This window comes from Cellulomonas taurus (genome assembly GCF_012931845.1).
Taxonomy (GTDB): Bacteria; Actinomycetota; Actinomycetes; order Actinomycetales; family Cellulomonadaceae; genus Cellulomonas; species Cellulomonas taurus.
Window position 1 is genome coordinate 1,283,558 of the sequence record NZ_CP051884.1, and the last position, 14,661, is coordinate 1,298,218.

The 14,661-nt window shown below is 70.9% G+C and carries 23 protein-coding genes; 3 read left to right on the plus strand and 20 right to left on the minus strand.

What is annotated here, in order from left to right; genetic code table 11:
- Positions 1-94: 94 nt before the first annotated feature.
- The 6 genes from HGK68_RS05785 to HGK68_RS05810 are packed head-to-tail and all read right to left on the minus strand — an operon-like array spanning position 95 to position 3,061.
- Positions 95-526 (minus strand): hypothetical protein, encoded by a 432-nt coding sequence (locus HGK68_RS05785; protein ID WP_169165098.1) that lies wholly within the window; start codon positions 524-526, stop codon positions 95-97.
- Positions 523-945 (minus strand): hypothetical protein, encoded by a 423-nt coding sequence (locus HGK68_RS05790; RefSeq protein ID WP_169165099.1) that lies wholly within the window; start codon positions 943-945, stop codon positions 523-525. The genes HGK68_RS05785 and HGK68_RS05790 overlap by 4 nt, the downstream gene beginning before the upstream one ends.
- Positions 942-1,358 (minus strand): hypothetical protein, encoded by a 417-nt coding sequence (locus tag HGK68_RS05795; protein WP_169165100.1) that lies wholly within the window; start codon positions 1,356-1,358, stop codon positions 942-944. The genes HGK68_RS05790 and HGK68_RS05795 overlap by 4 nt, the downstream gene beginning before the upstream one ends.
- Positions 1,358-1,717, minus strand: a complete 360-nt coding sequence (locus tag HGK68_RS05800) for a hypothetical protein (protein ID WP_169165101.1) — start codon at positions 1,715-1,717, stop codon at positions 1,358-1,360. The genes HGK68_RS05795 and HGK68_RS05800 overlap by 1 nt, the downstream gene beginning before the upstream one ends.
- Before the next feature lie 10 nt (positions 1,718-1,727).
- Positions 1,728-2,726, minus strand: a complete 999-nt coding sequence (locus tag HGK68_RS05805) for a phage minor capsid protein (protein ID WP_169165102.1) — start codon at positions 2,724-2,726, stop codon at positions 1,728-1,730.
- Entirely contained in the window at positions 2,723-3,061 is a 339-nt protein-coding gene (locus HGK68_RS05810) for a hypothetical protein (RefSeq protein ID WP_169165103.1), read from the minus strand. The genes HGK68_RS05805 and HGK68_RS05810 overlap by 4 nt, the downstream gene beginning before the upstream one ends.
- A gap of 80 nt (positions 3,062-3,141) precedes the next feature.
- On the opposite strand from HGK68_RS05810, the gene HGK68_RS05815 reads away from it, so the two are divergent.
- The gene (locus tag HGK68_RS05815) at positions 3,142-3,588 is read left to right on the plus strand and encodes a hypothetical protein (protein ID WP_169165104.1); all 447 of its coding nucleotides are present in this window, start codon (positions 3,142-3,144) and stop codon (positions 3,586-3,588) included.
- 16 nt (positions 3,589-3,604) lie between these two features.
- Here the strand turns inward: HGK68_RS05815 and HGK68_RS05820 are convergent, their stop codons facing one another.
- The 12 genes from HGK68_RS05820 to HGK68_RS05870 form a co-directional block, all read right to left on the minus strand.
- Complete coding sequence (locus HGK68_RS05820; protein WP_169165105.1) at positions 3,605-3,781, minus strand: hypothetical protein; 177 nt, start codon at positions 3,779-3,781, stop codon at positions 3,605-3,607.
- On the minus strand, positions 3,781-4,767 hold the full coding sequence (locus HGK68_RS05825) for a hypothetical protein (protein ID WP_169165106.1): 987 nt from the start codon (positions 4,765-4,767) through the stop codon (positions 3,781-3,783). Before HGK68_RS05825 ends, HGK68_RS05820 begins: the two co-directional genes overlap by 1 nt.
- A complete protein-coding gene (locus HGK68_RS15995; RefSeq protein ID WP_216859262.1) occupies positions 4,764-5,159 on the minus strand; it encodes a hypothetical protein in 396 nt (131 codons plus the stop codon). The genes HGK68_RS05825 and HGK68_RS15995 overlap by 4 nt, the downstream gene beginning before the upstream one ends.
- A gap of 596 nt (positions 5,160-5,755) precedes the next feature.
- Entirely contained in the window at positions 5,756-6,154 is a 399-nt protein-coding gene (locus HGK68_RS15935; RefSeq protein WP_206155811.1) for a hypothetical protein, read from the minus strand.
- Positions 6,154-6,630 (minus strand): hypothetical protein, encoded by a 477-nt coding sequence (locus tag HGK68_RS05835; RefSeq protein WP_169165107.1) that lies wholly within the window; start codon positions 6,628-6,630, stop codon positions 6,154-6,156. The genes HGK68_RS15935 and HGK68_RS05835 overlap by 1 nt, the downstream gene beginning before the upstream one ends.
- A 79-nt stretch (positions 6,631-6,709) precedes the next feature.
- A complete protein-coding gene (locus tag HGK68_RS05840; RefSeq protein ID WP_169165108.1) occupies positions 6,710-7,741 on the minus strand; it encodes a major capsid protein in 1,032 nt (343 codons plus the stop codon).
- An 11-nt stretch (positions 7,742-7,752) separates the two neighbouring features.
- Complete coding sequence (locus HGK68_RS05845; protein ID WP_169165109.1) at positions 7,753-8,139, minus strand: head decoration protein; 387 nt, start codon at positions 8,137-8,139, stop codon at positions 7,753-7,755.
- Positions 8,140-8,263: 124 nt separating this feature from the next.
- Positions 8,264-8,506 (minus strand): hypothetical protein, encoded by a 243-nt coding sequence (locus tag HGK68_RS05850; protein WP_169165110.1) that lies wholly within the window; start codon positions 8,504-8,506, stop codon positions 8,264-8,266.
- A gap of 151 nt (positions 8,507-8,657) precedes the next feature.
- Entirely contained in the window at positions 8,658-9,275 is a 618-nt protein-coding gene (locus tag HGK68_RS05855; protein ID WP_169165111.1) for a hypothetical protein, read from the minus strand.
- Between the two features lie 53 nt (positions 9,276-9,328).
- Positions 9,329-9,721, minus strand: a complete 393-nt coding sequence (locus HGK68_RS05860; RefSeq protein ID WP_169165112.1) for a hypothetical protein — start codon at positions 9,719-9,721, stop codon at positions 9,329-9,331.
- Positions 9,718-9,933 carry a hypothetical protein gene (locus HGK68_RS05865; protein ID WP_206155812.1) on the minus strand — a complete coding sequence of 72 codons (216 nt, stop codon included), beginning with the start codon at positions 9,931-9,933 and terminating at the stop codon, positions 9,718-9,720. The genes HGK68_RS05860 and HGK68_RS05865 overlap by 4 nt, the downstream gene beginning before the upstream one ends.
- Positions 9,930-11,555 (minus strand): hypothetical protein, encoded by a 1,626-nt coding sequence (locus HGK68_RS05870; RefSeq protein ID WP_169165113.1) that lies wholly within the window; start codon positions 11,553-11,555, stop codon positions 9,930-9,932. The genes HGK68_RS05865 and HGK68_RS05870 overlap by 4 nt, the downstream gene beginning before the upstream one ends.
- 136 nt (positions 11,556-11,691) lie before the next feature.
- Between HGK68_RS05870 and HGK68_RS05875 the strand changes: the two genes are divergently transcribed.
- A complete protein-coding gene (locus tag HGK68_RS05875) occupies positions 11,692-11,982 on the plus strand; it encodes a hypothetical protein (RefSeq protein ID WP_169165114.1) in 291 nt (96 codons plus the stop codon).
- Between the two features lie 9 nt (positions 11,983-11,991).
- On the opposite strand, the gene HGK68_RS05880 is transcribed toward HGK68_RS05875, so the two are convergent.
- Positions 11,992-13,443: a phage terminase large subunit family protein gene (locus HGK68_RS05880; protein WP_169165115.1), complete on the minus strand. Its 1,452-nt coding sequence runs from the start codon at positions 13,441-13,443 to the stop codon at positions 11,992-11,994.
- A gap of 68 nt (positions 13,444-13,511) precedes the next feature.
- On the opposite strand from HGK68_RS05880, the gene HGK68_RS05885 reads away from it, so the two are divergent.
- On the plus strand, positions 13,512-14,033 hold the full coding sequence (locus tag HGK68_RS05885) for a hypothetical protein (protein WP_169165116.1): 522 nt from the start codon (positions 13,512-13,514) through the stop codon (positions 14,031-14,033).
- Between the two features lie 11 nt (positions 14,034-14,044).
- Here HGK68_RS05885 and HGK68_RS05890 read toward each other — a convergent pair whose 3' ends face one another.
- Positions 14,045-14,431: a hypothetical protein gene (locus tag HGK68_RS05890; RefSeq protein WP_169165117.1), complete on the minus strand. Its 387-nt coding sequence runs from the start codon at positions 14,429-14,431 to the stop codon at positions 14,045-14,047.
- Positions 14,432-14,661 lie beyond the last annotated feature (230 nt).

Consider the following 14,661-nt stretch of genomic DNA (forward strand, 5'->3'; position numbering starts at 1 on the left):
TCCCGCGGATCAGTGGTGAAGTGCTGACACCCGGTCGGGGTGCAGTCCGCGAGTGGGCGCGGTCCCTTCACCGCCCACCATGCGGAGGGGGGTGTCACGCGCCCTGGTAGCGGATCTCGAAGGTCTCGACCCACTTGGCGGGGTTGTCCTGGGCGATGTGCCCGTCGTTCTGGCTGCGGGTCTCGAGGACCGCGGCACCGGGGACGGTGAGGGGGTGCAGGGGGCGCCCGTGGCGGTCCTGCCCGGTGATCGCTTCGCGGACGTGGTCACCGATCAGCCGTGCCTGGCGGCGATCGGCGCCGATGGACGACAGCTGCAGCGTCAAGACCGCCCAGTCGTGGCCACCGAAGTGGATCGATGTGGGCGTCGGGCCGCCGACCTGCTCGATCGTGACCTGCGGGATCGTCCACTGTGCGGCGTCGACCTCGATCGCGAGGTCCCGGCCGCCGACCTTGTCCGGCAGCGCCCCGGCGAGCAGGAGCTCCACCCCGGCGATGACCGGGTCGGGCCGGTAGAAGACGCTCACTGGTTGCCGCCCTGCAGTCGGCTGATCACGTCGGCGACGAGCTTGTCGGCTTCGGCCATGAGGAACTCCTGGGCCTTCTCGGCGGCGGGCCGCCAGTGCGGGTAGGCGGGCTGGTTGTAGGACCGGCCGAGCGCGTCGATCCCGGAGAACCCGTACTCGAGGCGTGCGGCCTGCGGGGCGTTGGTCGAGATCACCGAGACGGGAATGGCACCGTCGTGCCCGTTGGTGTGGGAGATCGACCGGCGGTAGTTCCCGGTGGGGGCGCGGGGGCCGGGTCGCCCGGAGGCGCCCGCGCGGACCTGGGTGCGCACCCGGGCGCCGGTGCGCGCGATCATCCGGGCGGTGTCGTTGCGCAGCATCCGGCCGGTGAGCTTGAACGCGGAGGCGAGACCGCCGTCGTCGACACGGACCTCGATCACGGTCGCCCCGGTCGGGTCGGTCGGGCGTAGACGATGAGCGCAGCGCCGGCCGACGACCGCACGGCCCCGAGCACTGTTGCGGTGCGGGTGATCAGCTGGGTGTCACGGGACGCCGTCACCTCGATCAGCGCCGCGGGATCCGGGTCGTCCATGTCCGGGGTGCACACGACCTTCCAGTCCCTGGCGCGCACCTCGAGGCCGGGCAGTGCCTCGGTGGTCTGCCCGGAGGACACGGGCGCGACGATCGCGGCGACCGGGCCCACCGTCGTGCCACCCTCGGCGACCTCCTGCAGGGTGTCCGGGTCCGTGAACCGCCGCCCACCCGTGGTGATCGTGACCTCGGTGCTGGCGCTGGCGACCGCCTGCCGGACCAGAGACTCAGCGGTGGCGAAGATCGGGGAGAGGTCGACCATCAGTCGGTCGCCTCCTTCGCGACCTCGATCAGCGTCTGCAGCGCGAGCGCGATCGGGCTCGACCCGAGCGAGGTGAACTTCGACTCGACGACCGAGACGAACACGTCGGGATCGATCTCTTCGAGGAACGCGACGACCGCGTCGGCCACTGCTCCGCCGTCGGGGTCGCGAACGACGGTGACGACGCCCTCGCCCTCGATGTCGACCGGCCCGAACTGGACCAGGGTCACCTGCGGCACCGTCCCAGCCGCGCCGGCCTCGACGACGAAGTTCGCGACGCGCTCGGAGACGTCCTGCCCGTCGATGACGACGGAGCCACCGCCCGGGTGAGCGGAGATCTTGAACGGGGTGAGGGCCATGCGGCCAGAGTCAGGCCGGGGGTGCCAACCGCTGGTGCCGCTGCTGCGCGACAGAGGCTGCGGTGCCATCCGCGAGGTTCTGGGTGACGGCCCTACGTCGGGCGACCTGCCGGTCCAGCGACCTGCGCCGTGGCACGCGGGCGATCGCAGCTGCCCGGGCTTCCTCAGCGGCCCGCTGGTCTGCGCGCTGCTGCTCGGTCGGGGTCCGGTCGGCTACCTCCGCATCGCGGGCGGAGGAGATGTCCGGGCGGGGCGTCGTCGCGCGCCGGCAGTTCGGGTGCGAAATCGGGTGCTGCCGGGCCTCGTCGAGGCGCACGATCAAGCCGTCGGCCTTGCGCGGGTCGTCGTGGGACGTCCAGCCGCACGCGGAGCCGTCCATGACCTCCCACCACCCGATCCCGAGTTCCTCGCCCTGGTTGAACCCACCGTTCTGGTACGCCTCGGCGGACTTCGTTCGGGCCACCATGTCGGTGTAGGTCGACAGTCCGACCCGGCGGCCGTCGGTGTAGGTGATCGCGGTGACGCCGTGGTCGGCGAGGTCGGCGGCCAACCGGACGCCGGCCTGCTCGGCGGTGAGCCCGGTGTAGAGCTGTGCGCGCAGGTGATCGCGTGTCAGGCGCTGGACCAACTGGCGAGTCGAGTCGCGGATCCCGGTGGTGGCGCGCAGCAGGTCGTCCATCGTCTCGGTCGCCAGGTGCGTGATGGCGTCGAGGTCGATGTCGGAGAACACCGCGGTCGTGGATGCGACGGTCGCGGCGCCCCACGCCCCCGCCTCGTAAGCCTCCCGGAGCATCCCGGTCACATGCCGGGCGGCGATCTCGTCGGCGGCGTCCGCGAGCTCCCGGATCTTCGCCTGCAGCAGGGCAAGCCGGTGCACCCGCATCGGCCGGGTTAAGCCCGGCCAGAGGCGCTGCAGTTCCTGCTGCTCGGTGAGGATCTGCTGCCACACCGCGTCCATGTCCGCGCGTAGCGCGACGGTGAGGGCTTCGATCTCGTCGGGCTGGGTCACCGGTACCGGTCCGGGCGCCGGATCCGCGCCGTGGTCACGCCCGCCGCCGTCGTCCCGCCCTGCTCAGCGGCCCATGCCGCCTCGAGCCGTGCGATCTGAGCGTCGAGCCCCGCGAGGTTCGCCGTCGAGAGCCCGACCGAGAGGACACCGTCGAGCGTGAACGACTTCGTCTCCTGCCCGCCTGCCGCCGCGTTCGCGCGGCGGCGCTTGAGGACCCGTATCGCGACGGGCAGCCAGTGCCCGAGTGCGTCGAAGTAGTCGTCGATCGTGTTGTCGTCGGGCTGCTCGCCGACCTCGTCGCGGATCCGTGCGAGATCCAGGTCCGTCATCGCCACAGGTGCCTCCTCTCTACGGCAGGAGTGTGAGCCCCTCGGTGTCACCGAAGAATCACCCGCCGATGTCCGATGAGGGTGAAATGGAGACGGACACCCTCATCAACCTCGCGGCACCACTGGTCAGCCTCATCGGGATCGTCGTCACCGCTTTCGCGGTGAACCGACCGCTCAAGCGCATCCAGTCCATGAAGGAGGCTGTCGACCTGCGGGCAGTCGCCCCCTCTGAGCTCGTCGACGACATCGACACCTACTTGCGGGTGAACGCTACGAAGCTCGCGAGCGTGAAGTGGCGCAGCCCGATCGGAGTCCTCGGAGTGGTCGTCTCCGGGGCCGGGGCTGTGATCTTCCTCATCGCCGCGTTCCTGGGTGCGGCAACGGAGATCGACCCAACCGCGTGGCTGTGGTGGCTCGCCGTTGGGTACATGGCAATCGGGATCGGGATGGCTTACGTCTCTGACTGGAGAGTTCGTCGCAGTGAGAAGAGGCGTGTAGAGGCCGCCGCCAGCGCAGAGTCGGCAGTCGACTAGCCGAAATGGTCAATGGTCAGGGGTAGAGCCTTCCGACGGTCTTGACCTCGGCGACGGTGATCCCCGCCTTGTCCAGGAACCAGTACAGCCCACCGGAGACGCCGGCGGCGATTGACGTGCCGACGGTGGACCCGACCTGGCCTGAGTCGGGGTTGGTGACGTCCGCGTAGACCTTCCACTGTTCGACGGCCATCAGTCCTCCCAGAGCACCATGAGACCGGGAGCGCGGTTCGTGGCGAGGGTGCCTCCGCTGGACGCGGATCCGCGATTCTCTCGTAGGGAGATGCCCCACCCGTTGTGACCGTTCCCGACGGGGATCACCCGGTAGGGCAGGTCACGCCCGAGCAGGCGCGTGGTGATGATCGATCCGCCGACCGCGTCGCCGGGGGCGTAGGTGAGCGCGGCGAGCGGCTGCCACGGCGCCAGCCCGGGGGCGAACGCGACCCAGGGGAGTACCGGAGCGATCACCCCGGTGGCCAGAGAGCTCGAGGCGGTCAGCGTCGCACCCGACAGTGTGTACGGGAGGACCGCGGGGATCGCCCCGACCGCCTGAGCCTCTGACGCGTACGCGGTCGCGTAGAACGGGTTCGGGGGCGCGGACTGGATGGCGGTGGTCACCGCTCCCATAGAGCAGGTGAACGACACCCCGTCACCGGTGGCACGGCCGGCGTTGTCCCGCGAACGTTCGAGCACGAACACCGGGCTGCCGTAGACCGACGGGTTCGAGGCGTTGAACACCACGACCAGGCAGGACCGCCCGGAGCACGTCGAGACGATGTGCTCCTGCGGGGTGTCCGAGGCCGCCCCGGTGCTGGACGTGGTTCCGTCGGACACCGCCGTTCGCGGCACCAGGACGCCTGTGATCGTGGGCCCGGTGACACCCTTGCCGACAGTGATCGTGAGGCCCGGGGCGACGGGAGCCCAACCGGACGACCCGTACTCGATCTTGACGAACAGCGGGTGCGTGGCCTGCAGCTGGTCGTCGAAGCGCCAGATCTCGAAGCCCTGCGTCAAGCGGATGTTCGTCGGCGCGAGGACGGTCGCCCAGTCGATCTGGCCGGCCGTGGGCACCTTGACCATCCCGACCTGTGCGAGCGCCGCGGATAGCCCGGACCCCCATGCGCGGAACGCGCTGTCGGTCGCGTTGGTCGGGGCGACGGTGAACGAGGTGTGCGTCATGGGCGCTCCATCGGGAACCAGGTGATCGTGATGTCGACGGGTCCGCCGTCGACGTGCCAGAAGGCGTCGGTGCCGTCGATGACGCCGCTGACCGGCCCCTCGGCGTCGGTTTCGGAGCCGACCGCGACGTACTCGTAGAGCAGGCCGCGCCCGCCCGGGTACGGGGTGCTGACTGCCCTGCCAGCGTCGGCGTCGCGCCCGGCGGCCGTGCGGTACAGGCGGAGCCGTGCCGCGCCCGTGAAGCTGACATCGGTGATCACGAACCCGGGTGCGAGAGCGACCGTGCCCGGGCCGGACGCCGCGGTGATCGTGGTGGCGCGGCGTGCGGTGAGGGCGTCGAGCGCAGCGCGGGTCATCGAGGTGTCATCGGCGATGAGGGCCGCTGTGTCCACGTCGGAGCCACCACTCCCGCCGCCGGAACCGTCGGCGCCGCGCGGGATGGTCAGGTCGAGGTGCAGGTCGGGGAAGTCCCCGCTGATCGACGCGTCGGCAGGTGTCCCGGGTGCGCCGGTCGTGACCGTTCCGATGGACAGGCTGGGGGAGACCCCGTCCGCGCCGTCGCGTCCGTCCTGGCCTGCGGGACCTGTCTCGCCCTGGGGTCCCGGTTCGCCGTCGGCACCTGCGGGTCCGCGGTCGCCCGGGTCGCCCTTCGCTCCTGGCGGGCCGTCAGGACCGACGGGACCGACGGGACCACGCTCGCCCTGTGGGCCGGGCTCTCCGGTGGGGCCCGGGACGCCGTCAGCTCCTGCCGGACCGCGCTCACCTGCCGGGCCGCGTGGCCCTTCAGGACCCGCGGGACCGACCGTGCCGGGGTCGCCTTTGGGCCCCGCAGCACCGTCCGTGCCCGCCGGGCCCTGCGGACCGGGCTCGCCCTGCGCGCCAGGCTCACCGTCGCGTCCCGGTGCTCCTGGTGCACCCTGCGGCCCGACAGCCCGGGGGATGCCGACCACACGGGTCGGGCGCTGGACGATCTTCACGACCTGGGTGCTCACGCTGCCTCCCGGGTCACGTCGTGGTCGACGCGCACCGCGCCGGCCGCCAGGGGGATGACCCACCCGTCGGCGCGGACCAGCTCGATGTCCCACGCACCGACGTTCCGGGCGTTCCACGCGGGGTCCTCGGTCACGGCGTGGGGGATCAGTCCCGCGACGGTCAGCACCCCGGCGTCGTGCGTGAGGGTGAGCCCGGCGCCGACAGCCAGCTCGTGCCAGATCTCCCCGCCGACCTTGCGGCGCAGCTGTGACCGCGCCGACCACCCGGTGAAGTCCTGCACGATCGTGCCCTGCTCGTCCTCCTCGGAGAACAGCAGGGTGAACGCGCAGTCCGAGCCCTGGCGGACGAGGAGGTCGACCCGCGCGAGGACCTCCTGGCCGACCTCCTCAGCCATCAGCCCAGGTACTTCTTGAGGATCCCGGCGCGGGCCTCACCGGCGGCCTCGAGCGCGAGGACTGCGGCGGTCTCGTCGGGGTGCGCCTCGATGTGCGCGAGCACGTCGGGGACGTTCGCGGTCAGGTCGAGCTTGGTGCCCGCGGCGGCGTGGGTCAGGGTCTCGGAGACCCCGTCCTCCCGGCCCTGGGCGTGCCCGGCCAAGGCCCCGCGCACGAACGTCGGGTCGAGGTCCTCGAACGGCAGACCGATGCCCTGTGCCTGCTCGGTCTCCTCCGGGGTCAGGGGGTCCGGGGTGGGCGGGGTCGCCGTACCGTCGCCGGTGGTGATCGGGGTGGCGGCAGGTGCGCCGTACTCCTTGCCGTCGGCGGTCAGGTGCGCGCCGACGTGCACACCATCGGGGACCTTGTCGCCGGCCGCGTAGGGCTTGCCGTTCAGGAACACGGTGCCCGCGAAGTCGGGGCGGATCTTCGTCATCGTGGTGCCTTCCTCGTGCGGGATGTGGGACGGGCCGTCAGCAGCCGGGGAAGCGACTGCTGACGGCCCGTTCAGGGGGTCAGCTCGGGGCGACGACCGACGCGACCAGCAGGCCGTTGATGTCACCGGCGACCGGCAGGAAGATCGAGGCGACCTTCGTCCAGGTCACGACCGGGTCGGGGTCGGACCACTGGACGACCATCAGGCCCGGGGCCTGCTCCTGCGCGAAGTCCACCGCGTTCGACGCGACGAGCTGGCGGGCCTCAGCGGTGATGCCCCACTGGGACTCGCCGACGTTGTCCGTCACGTAGACGAACAGGTGGTCGTCGATGACGCGGGTGATCACGTCGTCGACGTTGACCTCGCCCTCGTACACCTCGATCGGGGGCAGGCCGTAGGTGGCGCGCACCTGGTTGAGCTGCTCCGGGTTCAGGGTCGGGGGGTTGGCGACGCCCTGCCAGAACGCGGTCCGGTACTGCTCGTTGCGGAGCAGGAAGTTCCGGACACGCTCGGAGGTCACCGCGCGCTGCACCGGGCGGCCAGCGTCGCGGCGGACCTGCCGCTGCCAGACCAGCTCGTCGTCGATCGCGGTCGCGGCCGGGTTGGACCACAGGACCGCCGGGGTGACCTTGTGGGTGGCGGCCAGCCCGAAGTCCGCCTCGTCGACGAACCCGTTCTCGTTGATCGTGACCTTGCCGGTGGACAGGAACTGACCGCGTGCCAGCTCGGCACGGTTCAGGACCGAGGTGGTCAGCCGCTCGACGTCGTCGTAGATCGACTCGACGATCCGGTCGATCACCGGGGTCGCGCCACCGGACTCGGCGAGCTGCAGCAGGAGGTCCTCGCTGATCGGCAGCTTCTCCGACAGGGCCGGGAGAGCCAGCTCCTGCAGCACGATCGAGTCGGGGCGCTTCCCGATCGGCGCCTCCGCGTCGTACGACCGGAACTTCGCGGTCGTGGTGCGGTGGGTGCGGCGCACGGTCTTGGACTTGCGGCCCTGGACCCGGACGTTCGGCAGGACCGAGGTCAGCGGGTTCTCGATCGGCTCCGGCACCTGGCGTGCGGTGAGGGTCGCCACGACGGGGTCGACCAGCTCGAGGATGTTCGGCATGTCGGTGCTCCTCAGATGTACCGGATGCGGCCCGCGGCGTCGGCCTTGCCGGCGGCGTCGAGCGAGATGGGCAGGTTGGCGGCACGGACCTTGCCGTGGGTGAGCGCGGCCGCGACGATGCGGGGCTGCCCATCGACGGGCCGCGGGGCGACGAGGTGGCCCGCGAAGACCTCCCGGCCGTCGGTCGCGGCGTTGTCGTAGGGGCCGTACAGGCTGGTCGCGGTGACCTTCGCGAGGTTCAGGCCGGACGGCAGGTAGCCGTCGGGGTAGTGCGTCTCCGCGTCGAACAGCGCCGGGTCGAGGGTGATGGTCTCGGTCGAGTCGAGGCCGTGGGCGGAACCGAGCCACGACGGGTCGTCGACGCCCGTGATCTCGGTGGTCTTCGGGCTGATGGACATCAGCTGCTCCCAGGGTGGGTCGGGTGTGGGGTGCGCACGGCCCTGGGGGCTCGGCGTCCACGGGTCAGCCAGTCGTGGTCCTGGTCCGCTCGGGGCGGTCGGGTGGAGTGTGCGGCGGGGGGTGTCACACGCGCGGCGGCCAGGACCAGTGGCCCGGCTTCGGCTTCTCCGAGTACGGGAGGTGCTGGGAGAAGAACATCCCGGTGGGCGTGAGGACTGTCGCGTCGATGCTGGGGACGCCGTGCTCGGGCACCGGCTCGGTGTTGTGCACGGCGGTGACGATCGCGGCGCGCGGCTCGGGCAGGTACTCACCGGCCGGGGTGCCGTAGGACTGGTAGTGGACGATCCGTCCGATGGTGGGCTGCATGGCCGCTCCGGTGGGGTGAGTGGGTGGGTGGTCGGGGCGCAGGTCGCGCTGCTGCAGGGGCAAGGAGTCCGGGCGAGAGCAACCCCCAAGCGGCCTTCACGGAGTAGTCGTGAACGGGCCCGGTCCGTGTTGACGCCCCGACCACCAGCTGTCAGGCCGCGGGCTTGGTGTAGCCGCGCGACGCGGCGATCGCGGCGGCGCGCTCGGCGGCGGTGCCCTTCGCAGGCGGGGCGGCCGGGGGCTTCGAGGGGTCGGTGTGCGGGGCGGTCGGGGCGGCACCGAACAGGCCCGGCGCGTCAGTCTTGAGCTTCTCGATCGCCGCGGTCACGGTGGCATCGTCGGCACCGACGGCCACGTCGATCGCCCGGGCGGCCACAGCGACGTTCGCGGCACCGGCGGTCCCGAGGAGACGCTCGACGCGGGCGGCGTGCCGGTCAGCGGCAGCAGCGGCCTTCTCAGCCTCGGCCTCGGCCTTCTCCTTGGCGGCGGCCTCCCGGTCACGCTGAGCGTCGGACTTGTTCGCGTCGTCCGCGGCCTTCGCCGCCGCGAGGACCTGCGCCGCGTCCTCGACGGTCATCCCGAGCTTCTCCGAGACCTCGCGCAGCGCGGCGTTGCGGCCCTGGGCCTTCTCGGACGCGGCGATGTCGTTGAGCTGCTGCTGGGTGAACGTCGCGGGCGGTGTCGGGGCGGGCGGGGTGCTGCCCGGGGTGCCCTCGGGGTTCGGGTCGGTCATGTAGCGCAGGCGCAGTCTGGCGCGCGACTTCGGCATCGGTGCTCCCTGTGTCGTCGGGGTGGACGAGGGTCAGGGTGTCGCCGGGGGTGTCACGCGCTGCGGGAACCCACGAGGTGCACGGCGTCGGCTGGGACGGACCGGTACACGCGGAGCTCGCGGATCGTGGCGTCGTCGTTCGGGATGACCTCGAACCCGTACCGGAGGTCGCCTGCGTACACACCCCACAGGTCCCAGCTGTCCTCACCGTCGATGACGAAGGTGCCGCCGGACATCGACCATGCGGACAGTGGGTCGGGGGCGAAGCACACCATCGGGTAGCGGATCGGGGCGTGCAGGGACAGGGACCGGATGCGCAGTCCCCGCTCCTCGATCTGCTGGCGGCGGCTCGTGGGGGACCAGTGGAAGACGAGCCGGTTGGGGTGGATCGGGTAGTCGGTGATGCTCTTGTCGTCGTGGACGGCCTCGATGACGACGTCGTTCACGGTGCCTCGCTCGGGATCGTCTCGCCCCGTTCGGCGTGCTCGCGTCCGTCGAGGGCATCATGGGTGATGAGCCACCCGAAGGATCCGTCCGGGCGCGGGACCGGCTCGGTGGTCGGCCCGCACACGCACGCGTCGGTGTGCTCGTGCGCCACGGTGTCGTTGACCGGCAGGACGTGCACCTCGCCGCCCGCCGCGGTCGCTGCCCAGCTCACTCGGTCGCCTCGGTGCCGGTGGTGGCGGGCTGAATCCCGAGCATCTGCGCGGCGGCCGCGGCGTTCCCGGTCGCCTCGACGAGCTTGACCGCCTGGTCGAACCACTCGGTCTTGATCGCGTCGACTTCGGCCTGCGCGTCGTCGATCGGGAGCCCGGCGGCGACGAGGACCTTCACCGCGGTCCCGGTGGAGATCCCGTGGACCGGGAGGAGGTCCTTCACGGTGTCGATCGCGGCGGGCAGGTCGGAGGGCATCGACGTGCCCAGCTCGATCGTGGCGCTGGGGGTCGCCCCGGCGGGCAGGATCCCGGCGGCCTGGGCGATGCGCATCGCGAACCGCAAGATCAGTGGGTACTTCTCGTCGCGGACGGTCCGCATCTCACGGAGCAGGGACCGGGCGGGCTGGAACCCGAGCTGCAGCGCGTACCCGGACGGCACGTCGTTGGGCTGGACCCGGCCGAGCAGGGCAAGGGCGAGGCGGGAGTTCGTGGCGAGCCGGTCGAGGAGGTCCTTGTCGAACTCCCGCAGCGCGGTCAGGTTCTTCGATGTGTCGAGGAACCCGGCGGTGGCGTCGGCGGGCAGACCCCACTGCTCACCCGGCCCACCCGTCAGGCCACCGGCCGGGACACCTGTCGTCACGAGCGCCGGCGCGGCGGTCTGGGACGCGGCGGCAAGGTCGGTGTCGGTGTTTCCGATGTCGTCGAGGATCTGCGCGATCCGGGTCAGCAGCGAGGTGCCGAAGGTGCGCTTCGTGGCGGCGTCGTTCGGGACGTGCACGACGGGGATGAAGTCGATCGCCATGTCGACCCACCCGTCACCGTCCGGGTCACCTGTCAGGACCCGACGGTGCGGCGTCCTGGTGAGCTCGGGGGAGTACACGGTGGTGTTCGGGAGGCGCTCGGACGCGTCGTAGTCGACCTGCCGGTACAGGCACGTCCACGCCCGGGTCCCGCCCCACGGCGCGGACACCGAGGTCTCCAGCCGGGTCAGCTGCCAGGTCTGCCTGCGGATCCAGTCCTTGCCGTCGTTGTCCGTCCACTCCCACGCGACGTGCACGATCGGGGCGAACTCGTCGTCATCCCACCCGGGAACGACGGTCAGGGTGTCGGGGAAGTAGAACCCGGGGTCGTACACCCGCAGCGTCGGGCGCTGCTTCGTGGTGGACCACCCGAGGACGTAGACGCCGTCCCCGTCGCCGATGCTGTTCTCCTCGCCCTCGAGGAGCTTCTGGTTCAGGCGCTCCTTGACCGCCCACTCAGTCAGCCAGGTCTTTACCTGCTCCGGAGCGTCGTCGGGGAGCGTGATGACCTGGTCGTCGCCGAGCAGCAGCGCCCGGGCCGTGTCCACCAGCAGGGCGGCGTCGCCGTACTCCCGGTAGTTCGCGGCCTGTGGGTCACCGACCACGAACTCCTCGCCGCGCTTGCGGAAATCCCCGGTCCACATCGCGTCGGGCAGCCAGTACCGGCGGGTGTTCTCCCGGTAGGCCGACAGCACCCGGTACGCGGTGAGGCGGCGGACGTCGACGAGGTCGATCCAGGTCGGGGCGCCGACGGGTCGGGTGTTGTCCGCGATCTCGGGGATGTGAGCGAGTGGGGCCCACTGGTCCTGGATGTGGTCTCGCACTGGTGCTCCCGAGGGTCGACTGCCTGGCCGGGCCATGGTGGCGAATGGGGTACCAGCCGGACTGCCGGAGTCCCCTCAGTCCGAGGCTCTCCGTGCCGATGGGAGCCGCATGCCGAGATCTCGCAATGAACGAAGTTTGGCTGAAGTCGAGCAGGACTATGCCTGGCAGGTCTACCAGCGCGCGCTCCAGTACCTGGCGCAGATTCCACAGAATGAGGATGTGCTCCGAGCCAGGCTCTCGCTGCAGGCGCAAGCGCTCGATACGAAGCGCCCGAACCTCAGCCGGACCACTTTCGATCCGTTCTTGAACGACGACACCGTCCGCGAGAACGCGATGCAGCTGTTCATCGCTGCGCTTAGGTCGAAACCAGGACAGGACATCTACGCCTCGATCGCCGAGGTGACGGAGGCCGGACGCACTGTCTGACACGTGCATTCAGCGACCGCGCATCCCTGCCCACCGTGTTCGCCCGGTCGGTGCGGTCCCGATCGACCCGTCGGAGTGCTGCGGGAGGAACAGCGCGGTGAGGGCGTGGACCATCGCGTCGATCCGGTCGGGAGAGTCCCCGGTCCCGGTCCAGCTGATCATCTGCGCTTCGAGGGTCGCGAGGCGGTCGGTGCCGTCGGCGGCGTGCCGGACCCGTCCGATCTCGTAGAACGCGGCCACGGACTCCGCGCGGGTGCGCTTGGACTGGGTGGCGTGCACCCGGCGGACGGGTGGGGGGAGACGCCCGGCGTTGCGTGCGACGGAACGCCACGCCGTCCGCATCACCTCCAGCACCATCTCCCCGCCCTGGTTGTCCTCCACGACGACTTCGGTCGCGCCCCAGTCGAGGACGGCGTTCCACACCCGCGACGCCCACTCGATCGGGGTGCCGCGACCTGACCGGTCGTCGAGGACCCACCCGACGCCGTCGCGGTCCATCCCGACGACGACGATCCCGGTCTCGTCGGATGTGGTCTTCGAGGTGGCTGCTGGGTCGACGCCGACGATGATCTTCGCGGCGCGGTGGTGGAAGTCGCCGGTCTTCCCTCGGTTCGTCTCGATCCACGGGGACTTCCAGACCGCGCCCTCCACCGGGGTGGGGTGCTGCTGGTACAGGGCCGCCCAGGACCGTGCGGTCTGCTCGGACTTGCGGATCTCCCACTGCTCCTGGGTGCGGCCCTGCGCGGACACCATGAACTCCCCGACCGTGGTGCGGCTGAGGGGGTCGGTGGTGGGGTCCTCGCACTGAGCGGGGATGCTGATCTCCTTCCACCGTCCGGCGGTCTCGCCCTTGAGGAGGCGGCCGGCGAGGTCGTCCTCGTGCCACCGGGTCTGGATCAGGACCACGGGGGCGCCGGGGGAGAACCGGGTCGCGACCGTGCCGGTCCACCACTCCCACACTGCCTCTCGGATGGTCAGGGAGTCCGCGGTCTCGTGGCCCTTGAACGGATCGTCGATGATCATCAAGTCCACGGGGCGCCCGGTGAGCGCCCCGCCGACGCCGACGGAGTACACGCCGCCCTGGTGACGGTCGAGCTGCCATTCGGCTTGCGCGGAAAGATCCGGTCGGATGGTCAGGCCGAGGTCGGCGGCGTTCGAGGTGATGTCGTCACGGATGGTGCGGCCCCACCGGCGGGCAACCCCGTGCTCGTACGACGCGACGGCGATCCGCAGCTCCGGGTTCTGCAGGAGCGCCCACAGCGGGAACCACCGGGACGCGCGCTGCGACTTCCCCTCCTGCGGGGGCATCGCGATGATCACCCGTGAGTCAGGGGTGGTGAATGCCTCGACCAGCGCCTCGTCGATCAGGTCGAGTGCAGGGGTCTGCTTCACGGTGAGGTCGATGTGCTGGGCGAGCTGCCCGGGCGTGGCCCAGCGGGGCGGGGGCGCGGGCTCGAACATGCGGGCGGCGTGCTCAGCCCATGCCAGTTCCGTCACACGGAACCACGCCGGGCGGCTACCTTCACGTCGTGGACCTCTCGGGTATTGGCAGCATCGCAGGTGTGGTTGTGGCGCTCGGGGCGCTGGTGGTCGCAATGGTCGCGCGGCGCGACTCGAAGCGTGCGGCGGACGCAGCCGATGACTCCGCAGCGGCTGCGAAGGCGTCGGTCGACCTCGAAACGGCGAGAGAACAGCGACACCTCGAGCGATCTGACGTCGAATGGGAGTTCGCCTCGCCCGATGAACGCACCGTGGTGCTTCGCAATGCGGGCTCCACTACGGCGTACCGGGCCGAGGTGGTGTTCACGATCCGAGGGGAGCGCTACGTCGTCGCGCACGACGAAGTGCGAGCCGGAGGGGCGGTGGAGTTCGATTCGTCCGAGATTGCACTTCAAGCCCGGAGCCAGTATCAGGCTGAGGTCGCTGCCGAGGGAGACGCGGGAGTGCTCTATATCGCGTACCCGACCATCCGCGCGAGGGCTCGCGTCACGTGGGAGACGAAGCTCGGGACGCCGGGATTCCGGCAGCTTGGCCCCTACCCCTCGCCCTGAGGTCGCCACATTCATGCGGCCGTCCCTGCGAGCAACCGCAAGTGCCGGGGCACGACCTCGGACACCTTCGCCTGCTGCTCAGGCGTCAGCCCAAGGTCGGCGAGGATGGCGCGGATGGCTCCGGCGACGAGTTCCCCCTGCTGCTCGGCGAGCCGGACCCGTCGTTCCTCGACACCGGCCTTGATCGCTTCCCGGCACACGACGACGAGGTGCGCGCGTTCCTTCGCATACAGGTCGTACCAGATCGATGGGCTGGCCGACTCCGTCTCATCGACCCCCTGGTGTTCACCCGAGCCTCGGTCGACGACCTTCGTCGTCCCCCACACCAGGGGGTGCCGGGTCGCCGCGTTGTCCGCCCCGAACCCGGACACGGTCATGCCGTCCTCGAGCTCCTGCACCCGGGCACGCAGCCACTGGACGTGACCGGCTGTCCACCGGACCTCCTCGAGGAGGGCGTCCGTCGGGGACACGTCCACCGGCAGCCCCAGGGTCCGGACCGCGACCTCCGCCGCTTCCTCCTGCCGGCGCCTCGTCGCGGCCTTCACGTTCTGCCGTGCGCGACCCCCGTGCGAGTCGCACACCTCCTGACCTACCCGCCGGGACTTCGTGCACGGCTCACCCTTGCGGG

Coding starts and splice junctions, on each gene's coding strand:
- HGK68_RS05825 (WP_169165106.1), bottom strand. CDS start 4,767: ATGACGCACACCTCGTTCACCGTCGCCCCGACCAACGCGACCGACAGC.
- HGK68_RS05855 (WP_169165111.1), bottom strand. CDS start 9,275: ATGCCGAAGTCGCGCGCCAGACTGCGCCTGCGCTACATGACCGACCCG.
- HGK68_RS05795 (WP_169165100.1), bottom strand. CDS start 1,358: ATGGTCGACCTCTCCCCGATCTTCGCCACCGCTGAGTCTCTGGTCCGG.
- HGK68_RS05835 (WP_169165107.1), bottom strand. CDS start 6,630: ATGACGAAGATCCGCCCCGACTTCGCGGGCACCGTGTTCCTGAACGGC.
- HGK68_RS15935 (WP_206155811.1), bottom strand. CDS start 6,154: ATGGCTGAGGAGGTCGGCCAGGAGGTCCTCGCGCGGGTCGACCTCCTC.
- HGK68_RS05800 (WP_169165101.1), bottom strand. CDS start 1,717: ATGGCCCTCACCCCGTTCAAGATCTCCGCTCACCCGGGCGGTGGCTCC.
- HGK68_RS05820 (WP_169165105.1), bottom strand. CDS start 3,781: ATGGCCGTCGAACAGTGGAAGGTCTACGCGGACGTCACCAACCCCGAC.
- HGK68_RS05850 (WP_169165110.1), bottom strand. CDS start 8,506: ATGCAGCCCACCATCGGACGGATCGTCCACTACCAGTCCTACGGCACC.
- HGK68_RS05815 (WP_169165104.1), top strand. CDS start 3,142: ATGGAGACGGACACCCTCATCAACCTCGCGGCACCACTGGTCAGCCTC.
- HGK68_RS05880 (WP_169165115.1), bottom strand. CDS start 13,443: ATGTTCGAGCCCGCGCCCCCGCCCCGCTGGGCCACGCCCGGGCAGCTC.
- HGK68_RS05840 (WP_169165108.1), bottom strand. CDS start 7,741: ATGCCGAACATCCTCGAGCTGGTCGACCCCGTCGTGGCGACCCTCACC.
- HGK68_RS05845 (WP_169165109.1), bottom strand. CDS start 8,139: ATGTCCATCAGCCCGAAGACCACCGAGATCACGGGCGTCGACGACCCG.